This is a genomic window from Rhodococcus sp. KRD162 (genome assembly GCF_017168335.1).
In the GTDB taxonomy this organism is placed as follows: domain Bacteria; phylum Actinomycetota; class Actinomycetes; order Mycobacteriales; family Mycobacteriaceae; genus Rhodococcoides.
This window is the reverse complement of record NZ_JABFAU010000003.1, coordinates 786,154-795,995: the sequence shown is the minus strand read 5'-3', so window position 1 is coordinate 795,995 and position 9,842 is coordinate 786,154. Positions and strand designations below refer to the sequence as shown.

Below are 9,842 nucleotides of genomic sequence, written 5' to 3'. Positions count from 1 at the left end.
ACAGGGCTCGTATTCATTCGTCGCGCGCTGTCGACCGGATTGAAACCGGTACGCGCCCTGGTTTTACCGCCTGTATCGAACTTTCGGTTCGTGGAACAACAGGGTGTCGGTGTGCGATTTTACCGTCGTCTGCGACACGAGCTTTCCTCCCCGGCCAGGTAAGCGGCCCGAACACGAATGTCGGGCCGATACGTCGATCCCACAACCACGTGCAGGCGCTGCTCTGCGCCCGCCACCCACTGAAACCACACCCGAATTCCGAGATCCGACACGTCCAGCGGCTTACAAAGATACAACATTGGGTCGAGTCTTTTGTGCAGTAGTCATAAGAAGCATCGGACTCCAGCTCCAGCCTGTTACAGCAGTGACCGTGTGCGCCAGTCGAGCATGCGCTATTCGATCGAATGAACGACAACCGAATTTCGAATGATCGTCCCGCCATCGACAATTACCGACTGGAAGATCGGAATACTGCGTCGATTCCGACGTCGCGATTGTTCAGCCGGCCTCCCGGTGCCTCCTCGCGAGCAGCGACGAGCCGAGCCCGACGATCGCTGCGAGGCACAGTGCGAGCTCGGATCCGAATCCGAGCCGAGTGGCCACCGTCTGCGTTCGACGCAGCTCTACACTCGATACCAGGACATCAGGGGTGAACAGAGGCGTCTGCTGCAGGACCGTACCGTCGGGACCGACGATGGCGCTCACGCCACTCGTTGCGGCCACCACGACAGTCCTCCCGTGTTCCACAGCCCGTACCCTGGACATCGCAAGTTGCTGGTAGGTCATGTCGGTGTCGCCGAAAGTCGCGTTATTGGTGGGGATGGCAATCAACTCTGCTCCCGAGGTCACCGATTCTTCGAGGGCCCGATCGAAAGCCACCTCGTAACACGTCGCTATACCCGTGGCTATTCCGGCGGCATGCACCACACCGTTTCCACTGCCGGGCACGAAATGTCCGGCACGGTCGGCGTACTCGGAGAACAACCGAAAGAAACTTCGGTACGGCAAGTATTCGCCGAACGGTTGAATAATTTTCTTGTCGTGCCGCTCGCCGGGGCCGTCCGTGCCGTTCCACGCAATCACGGAATTCGAGTTGGTGCCGTCCTTATTGACCAAAACCGTTCCGACCAGGATCGGCGCGCCGACAGCGACCGAGGCCTGTGTGATCAAAGTCGCAGCGTCAGCGTTCCTCAAAGGGTCGATATCCGACGCGTTCTCAGGCCACACGACGAGATCCGGAGCAGGTTGCCTGCCGGCATCGACGTCGGCGGCCAGCGCCAGTGTCTCCCGCACGTGATTGTCCAGAACTGCTCTGCGCTGTGCATTGAAATCCAGGCCGAGCCGAGGAACGCTTCCCTGCACCGCAGCAACCGTCACCATTCGTTCGCCGTCCGCCGCGTCGTTGGTGGGCAGAGTCGGCAGTACAGCCAACGCCACGATCGACGCCGCGGCCGCCGCGGCGACAGGACCGAGGAATGCTCGTAGGCCGCCCCGCCGCATACTCGCCAGAGCCAGCGCGGCGAGCCCTGTTCCGGTCAGCGCCACCCCGAAGCTGAGCAGGGGTGCACCGCCGATACTCGCCAGCGGCAGCAGCCACCCTTCGGGTTGGCCGAAGGCCAATCGCCCCCAGGGAAAGCCCCCGAAAGGGACACTCGACCTCAACCACTCGGTCAGGCTCCACACCAGCGCCATCGACAGCGGCCACCATGAACTACGCGCCGTGAGCACCCCGAGGACCCCGAACAGCCCGACGAACACGGACTCGGCGGCGGCCAGGGCCAACCAGGGCATCGGCCCCACGTACACACCGATCCACGGGAGCAGTGGAACGAAGAAGCCGAGCCCGGCGGCATATCCGTAGCCGAACCCTGCCTTCAGCGACACCGATCTCCTGCCGCCGAAGCCGGTCAACACCGCCGCGAGCACAGCAATACCGAGCGGTGCCAGAAACCACAGCGTTCGAGGAGGGAAACTGGCAAAAATCAGCGCACCGGCCAGCACGGACGCAAGAGTCGACACTGCTGCCCCGCGCAGCCGCCCGCCCCGCGTGCGGGACTTCTCCGGTGCCGAAACGACATCACTGCTCATGAATGACCTGCCCGCGATGCACGGTCAACGAGCACCGCGGGCTCTCGGACGACTCGTCGAGGCTGGGCAGCGGTGATACTCGCGCCCGCGGATCCGTCGACCATCGTTGAACGCTGTCCTTCGGAGCTCGTACGACGAGTTCGTCGACATCCCACACCGCGAACGAGGCCGGAGCGCCCGGCACCAGAGTGCCGGCCAGTCCGTCTCGGACTCCGCCTGCGCGCCACGCTCCACGAGTCGCGGCCGCGAAGGCGGCCCGAGGCGAGACCGCGCTGCCGGGCGTCTTGTGGTTCACGGCCGCTCTCGTCGTCGCCCACGGGTCGAGACGAGTGACCGGCGCGTCCGAACCGAAGGCGAGTGAAACCCCCGCGGACGCCAATCGGGCGAGCGGATGCAGGGCGGCTGCGCGTTCGCCGCCCAGACGCTCTGCGTACAGTCCGTCCGAACCGCCCCAGACCGCATCGAACATCGGCTGCACACTGGCGATCACGCCCCACGAGGACAACAGGTCGGCCTGCTCCGGTGTGACCATCGACAGATGTTCGAGCCGGTGCCCGCAGGCAGCAACGGCGGGCGTTCCCCATTCGGCGACCACACGCGAGAAAGCCGTGACGGCGGCCGTGACGGCGGCGTCGCCGATGACGTGGAATCCGGCTTGAACGCCGACTGCGGTACAAGCCGAGATGTGCGCTGTCAGTGCATCGACGTCCTCGTAGGACACTCCAGATCCGGGGCTGTCCGCGTATGGCGAGGACAACCATGCAGTCCGTGATCCGAACGATCCGTCCACGAAGATGTCGCCGGCCAAACCGTGGGCACCGGTATCGGCGAGCAGCTGCCGCGCCCGCTCGGCCGTGTCGACCACTTCGCCCCAGTAACCGCGTACTTCGACTCCGTGATCGGACTCCATCACCGCGCGGAAGTCGTCGAGTCCCGACACGATCGGGCCCGCGCACTCGTGCACGGCAACGATTCCATGCGCCGCCGCATGGTCCAGCGCTGCAGATCGGGCGCGTCGCCGGGTGTCGGCGGTGATCATCGACCGGGCGGTCAGCCGTGCAACGTGGTGAGCTGCAGCGGTGAGAGGCGATTGGGCCGAGAATCCAGTGCTGGTTTCGATAGCCGGCGCGACCGCCCGAAGTGGAGTCGACACGGCTGCCGAATGCGAATCGACCCGAGCCAGGTACACCGGCCGTCCCGGCGCGGCTGCGTCCAGATCGGCCGTCGACGGTGCGCGGTGTTCGGGCCAAGCCGCATCATCCCAGCCGTGCCCCCACACGAGCGCGTCCGAAGAGGACAGCGCGTGCTGGGTGAGCTCGCGCATGCACTCGCCGAGAGATCGGCAATGCGACAGATCCAATCCGATCAGCGACAGCCCCAGATCGGTGAGGTGCACGTGTGTGTCGACGAAGGCCGGTGCGACGAAGGAACCGCCCAGGTCCGTCACCGTCACCCCCGGATGAAGTGCGCGGCCCGTGCGATCCTCGCCGATCCAACTGACGACTCCGTCGGTCACGGCCATGGCGGTGGCATCGGAGGCCGTCGGGCTGTAGATCCGTCCGCCGCAGAACAATTCGGTGGTCACGAAGAACCAGTGTGCCCCTACCGGTGCGGCTTCCGGAAATCCCCTTCCGTGCGATCGAACCGGTCGGCTTCGATCACTTGTCCTTCGAGAACCAGTGCCGAATCGGCAGTACTCGACGCGCGATGGCCCACATCCTGGTGGTCGTCGAGGACCTCACCGTCGATGACGGTGGGGCGCATGCGGCGTGTCGCGGTCGAAACCTGAGGCAACCAGCGTGCCGCAGCCCACATGACCGCGGGTCGCAACAGCCACCTGGTCGGCGGGATCAACAGCAGCAAGCCGATCGCGGTGGTCACCAGCCCCGGCACGAACATGGCGACCGAGCCCGCCGCGAACAGTGCTCCGTCCGCCACCGCGCCGCCGGTCGGCCGCTCCCCCCGTGATGCACTACGCAGACCGTCCAGTACGCGCCTGCCTTGCGAGCGCACCAGCAAGGATCCGATCAGCGACCCGCCGATCAGCAGCAGTACCGTCCACAACACCCCCACAGCGCTACCGACGGCGACGAGTGCGGCGACCTCGATGACGACATAGACAACGAACAGTGCGAGCATGGCGGTCCTTTCTTCGCTTGACCCGTACAACGCTCGGGCCGTCGAAATCGCTCCCGCAATGCCCCGTTTGCCGGGAAATTCTCAGGAACCCGGGCGTACGAGGCCGGTCTCGTACGCCAACACGACGGCCTGTACTCGGTCGCGTACGTTCAGTTTCGTCAGAATCCGTCCGACGTGTGTCTTCACCGTCGCCTCGGACAGGTGTAGCGCCGACGCGATCTCGACGTTGGACATGCCGGTCGCCAAATGCACCAGCACCTCCCGCTCACGTCCGGTGAGTGCGTCGAAAACCGAAACATCGGTGGTCGGTACGGACTGGGCGACGAACCGCGAGAGCAACCGCTTGGTGACCTTCGGCGACACGACGGCATCGCCCGCAGCCACGCTTCGGATGGCCGAGACCAAATCATCCGGTGGCGTGTCTTTGAGCAGAAAGCCACTGGCACCCGCGCGCAGTGCTCCGAGCACGTGCTCGTCGAGGTCGAAGGTGGTCATCACCAGAACCCGCGCGGTGGAGCCGGATTCGGTGATCGCACGGGTCGCCGAAACGCCGTCCATCCCGGGCATGCGGACGTCCATCAGCACCACCTCCGGTGCCAGACCGGCCACAGCCTCGATGGCACCGGCACCATCGGATGCCTCCCCCACCACCTCGATGTCGTCCTGGGCTTCGAGCACCATGTTCAGCCCCATGCGCATCAGTTCCTGGTCGTCCACGACGACAACGGTGATCGGCACCGACCCAACTTAGCCCTCACTCGATCGGCAGAGTTGCCCGGACGAGCCAATTGCCGTGTGACGTTCGACCGGCGTACAGCGTTCCCTGCAGTACGGCCACTCGCTCCCGCATCCCGAGCAGGCCGTGTCCCCCGCCGTCTGCGGACGTCCCTGCTCGCGCGCCGGTCCCGTTGTCGCTGATCTCCACGGTGACGGCCTGTTCTTCGCGGACCACTTTGACGACGGCTCGTGGAGCGTGACCGGCATGCCGTAGGACGTTGGTCAGCGATTCCTGGACCAACCGGTGCACACCGAGGCTGATCGCTGGGCTGATGTCGTCGAGGTTCCCGGTTTGCTCGAGTTCGACGTTCAATCCGGCGCGGCCCATTATTTCGACGACGCGCGCGAGTCCTGCCGTGCCGTACAGGGGCATGTCGTCCGAGTCGGGAGACGTGCGCAGCAACGCCACAGTCCGGCGCAATTCGGCGAGAGCCAGCCGACCTGTCGCGGAGATGTTGGCGACAGCTTGTTCCGCGCGTTCGGGATTGCGTCTGATGTTGTACGAGGCCCCGTCGGCCTGGACCACCATGACGCTGACACCGTGCGCTATGACGTCGTGCAGTTCACGCGCGATACGGGTGCGTTCGGCGATCACGGCTTCTTCGGCGCGGCGGTCCCGGTCGTACTCGGCAACGATCAGCCTCGCCTCGGTCGCTTCGTCATAGGCCCGTCTGGCCCCGAGGAATTCCGCCGCCAGCCATGACAGCGCGTAGAAGAGGGCGCTGAAGGTCAGCGTGGTGAAGATCGGCTGGTCCAGCAACAGCGTCGACGCAACGGTGTACGCGGTGAGTGCCGCTGCGAACACGGCACCCTGAACTCGGCCCACGTACGCGACCAGTGTGTACAACATGATCGGAAGAGCGAGCGTTGCCGGGTGACCGTTGGACGTCTCACCTGCCATCGAGCCGGCTACGTCACACACACTCGTGGCCACCAGACTGATCGCCGCTATCGACCGAGGAAATCGGCGCCGCCACGCAATGGGAACCGACAGCACCAGAGCGAACGCCAGAAACAGCGGTCCGTTCACATCGTCGACCGAGCTGACGAACACCAGCATCTCGACGACGAACAGTCCCGCTGCCAGAAGTGCATCGGCGACGAAGGGCTGCCCTCGGAGCCACAGGCTGAAACGGCGCATGTGATTGAGTTTGCCGTATGACCGCTGCCGACTGGGGACTGCTGATGGTGGCCGCGACAGCGGCCGGTTGGGTGGACGCCGTCGTCGGTGGCGGCGGCCTCATCCTGCTCCCGGTGATCCTGCTCGTGGCACCCCAACTGACCCCACAAGCTGCGTTGGCGACGAACAAGGCCACTGCGATCTTCGGTACCGTCGCCGCCGTCGTGACGTTCGCACGAAAGGTGTCGCTGAACTGGACCGTGTTGGTTCCTGCCGGAGTCCTTGCCGCCGTGACCTCAGCTGCTGGAGCCGCTGCAGTGTCGTTGATCGACCGCGACCTGTTCATCCCGGTCATCATGGTCGTGCTCGCCGGAGTGGCACTGTTGGTGACCCTACGGCCGACCATCGGTCTGAGCGCGGCACCGTCGCCGCCGACGCATCTGAAGGTGCTGATCGTGACGGGACTCGCCGCCGCAGCAATCGGTTTCTACGACGGCATCCTCGGGCCCGGCACCGGCACGTTTCTCATCATCGTGTTTGCAACGATGCTCGGTACGGAGTTCGTACGCAGCGCCGCGATGGCCAAGGTGATCAACGTCGGATCCAACGTAGGAGCCCTCACGTTCTTCGCCGTCACCGGCAGCGTCTACTGGCAACTCGGAGCTGCCATGGCGGTGTGCAACGTCATCGGTGCCGTCTTGGGCTCGAGAACAGCTGTCGCCAGAGGTGCCGGGTTCGTCAGAATAGTGCTGCTCGTCGTCGTGCTGGGGATGGTCGTCCGCCTGGGCTGGCAGCAATTCGGCTAGCGTCTGCGATGTGACGAGACAATCGGACAGGTCGGTGGACGCCGACTTCCTGAACCTCCCCTTGCGTGCCCTCGCGGACGCGGCACTGACTGCCGCACGAACGGCGGGAGCATCCCATGCCGATGTGCGCGTACAGCGCTTGACGACCCAGTCGATCTCGCTGCGCGACGGTTCGGTGCAATCCGCCGTCGATGCCGGCGAGATCGGGCTCGCCGTGCGTGTGGTGGTCGACGGCACCTGGGGGTTCGCGTCGCACGCGGAACTCGGCACGGACGCGGCTGCGTCGACGGCCAGGAAAGCCGTCGAGGTGGCGACATTCCTGCGGGCCCTCAACCGCGAACGCGTCGAACTCGCTCCTGAACCGGTGTACTCCGACGCGACGTGGGTGTCGGACTACGACGTCGATCCATTCGACGTATCTACCGCAGACAAGGTGGGGCTGCTGGCGGAATATTCGTCTCGGTTGGCCGCCTCGGACGGGGTCGATCACGTCACGGCCACCGTGATGCAGGTCAAGGAGCAATCGTTCTACGCCGATCTGGCAGGCAGCAGCATCACGCAGCAACGGGTGCGACTACATCCCCAGTTCGAGGCGACCACCGTCGACCGATCCGCCGGTGCGTTCGAAACGATGCGAACTCTCGCACCGCCGGTCGGACGAGGCTGGGAATATCTCGGCGAGAACAGCAGCTGGGACTGGGCCGAGGAACTGGCCCGAATTCCCGAATGGTTGGCAGAGAAGGTGAAGGCCCCTTCCGTGGTCGCAGGACCGACCGACCTCGTCATCGACCCGACGAATCTGTGGCTCACCATCCACGAATCCATCGGTCATGCAACGGAATACGATCGCGCAATCGGCTACGAGGCCGCGTACGCAGGCACCTCGTTCGCGACCCCCGATCAGCTGGGAACGTTGCGATACGGGTCGCCCATCATGCACGTCAGCGCCGACCGGACCGAAATCAACGGGTTGGCCAGCATCGGCTACGACGACGAGGGCGTGGCTGCACAGAAGTGGGACCTGATCCGCGACGGAGTGCTGGTCGGTTACCAACTCGATCGGGTCTTCGCCCCCCGGCTCGGGTTGGAGCGATCCAACGGATGCTCGTACGCAGATTCGCCCCATCACGTGCCGATCCAGCGGATGGCCAATGTATCCCTGCACCCCGATCACGACACCGACCGAAGCACGGCCGACGTCATCGGGGCGGTCGAGAACGGCATCTACGTCGTCGGCGACAAGTCCTGGTCGATCGACATGCAGCGCTACAACTTTCAGTTCACCGGTCAACGCTTCTACCGTATTCGCAACGGCGTGCTCGACGGCCAGGTGCGCGACGTCGCATACCAGGCGACGACCACCGAATTCTGGGGCTCGATGGAACTACTCGGCGGACCGTCCACGTGGCGACTCGGCGGTGCCTTCAACTGCGGCAAAGCGCAGCCCGGGCAGGTCGCGGCCGTCAGCCACGGCTGCCCGGTAGCGCTGTTCCGCGGCGTCAACGTCCTCAACACCCGATCGGAGGCCGGTCGATGATCGCCGCACAGCTGTTGGTCGAACGCGCTCTTGCCTGCTCGAACGTCGACGACGCGATCGTGATCGTCACCGACTCCAGCGATGCGACTCTGCGTTGGGCCGGTAATTCGATGACCACCAATGGAATTGCCATCTCCCGACGCTGGGAGGTGGTCTCGATCGTGCGTGGTGCGGATACGGCAAGAGTGGGCACCGTGTCCTCGACGAGCGTCGACCCGGCGGATATCGAGGCCGTCGTGCGCGCCAGCGAATCGGCGGCGCGGTCGGCCGAGCCCGCCGATGACGCGATGCCCTTGCTGCCGCCGTCGGACTCGGTCGGTTCGGAGAACTGGGATCGCGCCGCGCAACATACCTCGATCGACGTGTTCGGTTCGCTGGCAGCGGATTTGAACGTCGGGTTCGATGGCCGCGACGCCTTGTACGGGTTCGCTCAGCATCGGGTCGACAACGTCTGGCTCGGTACCTCGACCGGTCTGCGCAGAACATTCACACAGCCGACCGGATCGGTCGAGATCAACGGCAAACGAGCGGGCGCGAGCGCATGGGTAGGCGCTGGAACCACCGACTTCGAGGACGTCTCGACTCCGAGTCTGCTGGCCGAGCTGTCGACTCGGCTCGGCTGGGCACAGCACACCGTCGAGTTGCCGGCCGGCCACTACGAGACCGTGCTGCCTCCGTCGGCCGTGGCCGATCTGATGATCTATCTGATGTGGACCATGGAAGGTCGCGGAGCGCAGGAAGGTCGCACCGCTCTCTCGCGTGCAGGCGGAACCCGAGTGGGCGAGCAGCTGACCGAGCTACCGCTCACGTTGTACTCCGATCCACACGCAGCCGGTCTCGAGTACGCCCCGTTCGTGGTTGCGGGTTCGTCGAGTGATGCGCTCTCGGTGTTCGACAACGGCATGGACATCGACCGGGTCGACTGGGTGCGCGAGGGATCGATTGCAGCGCTGTCCTATCCACGCGCAGCAGCGGAGAGGTTCGGAGCCTCCGTCGCGGTGCCGGGCGAGAATCTCGTCATGACGGGCGGCTCGGACACTCGTCTGGACAAGATGGTGGCCGACACCGAACGCGGCCTGCTGCTGACGACGCTCTGGTACATCCGTGAGGTCGATCCGACCTCACTGTTGCTCACCGGATTGACCAGAGACGGCGTCTACGCCATCGAGAACGGCAAGATCAGCGGTGCAGTGAACAATTTTCGCTTCAACGAAAGTCCGCTGGATTTACTGCGCCGCGTGACCGAGGCAGGGGCAACCGAGGCGACACTGCCGCGCGAGTGGAAGGACTGGTTCACTCGCACAGCGATGCCGCCGCTACGCATACCCGATTTCCACATGTCCTCGGTCAGCGCTGCTCGCTAGCGTCGGCCCCG

The 9,842-nt window shown here is 64.9% G+C and carries 8 protein-coding genes; 3 read left to right on the top strand and 5 right to left on the bottom strand.

Translation table 11 applies throughout. From position 1 onward, the window contains the following. Positions 1-498: 498 nt before the first annotated feature. The 5 genes from lnt to J1M87_RS06170 all read right to left on the bottom strand — a co-directional run bounded on the left by lnt (position 499) and on the right by J1M87_RS06170 (position 6,145). Positions 499-2,088, bottom strand: coding sequence for an apolipoprotein N-acyltransferase (gene lnt, locus J1M87_RS06190; protein ID WP_206488623.1), 1,590 nt, complete (start codon positions 2,086-2,088; stop codon positions 499-501). Next, the gene (locus tag J1M87_RS06185; protein WP_206488622.1) at positions 2,078-3,673 is read right to left on the bottom strand and encodes an amidohydrolase; all 1,596 of its coding nucleotides are present in this window, start codon (positions 3,671-3,673) and stop codon (positions 2,078-2,080) included. Before J1M87_RS06185 ends, lnt begins: the two co-directional genes overlap by 11 nt. A 17-nt stretch (positions 3,674-3,690) precedes the next feature. Beyond that, a complete protein-coding gene (locus J1M87_RS06180; protein ID WP_206488621.1) occupies positions 3,691-4,227 on the bottom strand; it encodes an FxsA family protein in 537 nt (178 codons plus the stop codon). An 81-nt stretch (positions 4,228-4,308) separates the two neighbouring features. Then, a complete protein-coding gene (locus J1M87_RS06175; RefSeq protein WP_206488620.1) occupies positions 4,309-4,965 on the bottom strand; it encodes a response regulator transcription factor in 657 nt (218 codons plus the stop codon). 16 nt (positions 4,966-4,981) lie between these two features. Then, a complete protein-coding gene (locus J1M87_RS06170; RefSeq protein ID WP_206488619.1) occupies positions 4,982-6,145 on the bottom strand; it encodes a sensor histidine kinase in 1,164 nt (387 codons plus the stop codon). A 17-nt stretch (positions 6,146-6,162) separates the two neighbouring features. Between J1M87_RS06170 and J1M87_RS06165 the strand changes: the two genes are divergently transcribed. From J1M87_RS06165 to J1M87_RS06155, 3 genes are read left to right on the top strand one after another with little or no spacing between them, the layout of a single operon-like run. Next, entirely contained in the window at positions 6,163-6,930 is a 768-nt protein-coding gene (locus J1M87_RS06165; RefSeq protein WP_206488618.1) for a TSUP family transporter, read from the top strand. A 10-nt stretch (positions 6,931-6,940) separates the two neighbouring features. After that, positions 6,941-8,467 (top strand): TldD/PmbA family protein, encoded by a 1,527-nt coding sequence (locus J1M87_RS06160; protein ID WP_206488617.1) that lies wholly within the window; start codon positions 6,941-6,943, stop codon positions 8,465-8,467. Continuing rightward, a complete protein-coding gene (locus tag J1M87_RS06155) occupies positions 8,464-9,831 on the top strand; it encodes a metallopeptidase TldD-related protein (RefSeq protein ID WP_206488616.1) in 1,368 nt (455 codons plus the stop codon). The genes J1M87_RS06160 and J1M87_RS06155 overlap by 4 nt, the downstream gene beginning before the upstream one ends. The last annotated feature ends 11 nt before the right edge of the window (positions 9,832-9,842 follow it).

Bases quoted from the DNA above. Each gene is read 5' to 3' on its own strand.
- J1M87_RS06165 (WP_206488618.1), top strand. From the start codon at position 6,163: ATGACCGCTGCCGACTGGGGACTGCTGATGGTGGCCGCGACAGCGGCC.
- J1M87_RS06170 (WP_206488619.1), bottom strand. From the start codon at position 6,145: ATGCGCCGTTTCAGCCTGTGGCTCCGAGGGCAGCCCTTCGTCGCCGAT.
- J1M87_RS06180 (WP_206488621.1), bottom strand. From the start codon at position 4,227: ATGCTCGCACTGTTCGTTGTCTATGTCGTCATCGAGGTCGCCGCACTC.
- lnt (WP_206488623.1), bottom strand. From the start codon at position 2,088: ATGAGCAGTGATGTCGTTTCGGCACCGGAGAAGTCCCGCACGCGGGGC.
- J1M87_RS06155 (WP_206488616.1), top strand. From the start codon at position 8,464: ATGATCGCCGCACAGCTGTTGGTCGAACGCGCTCTTGCCTGCTCGAAC.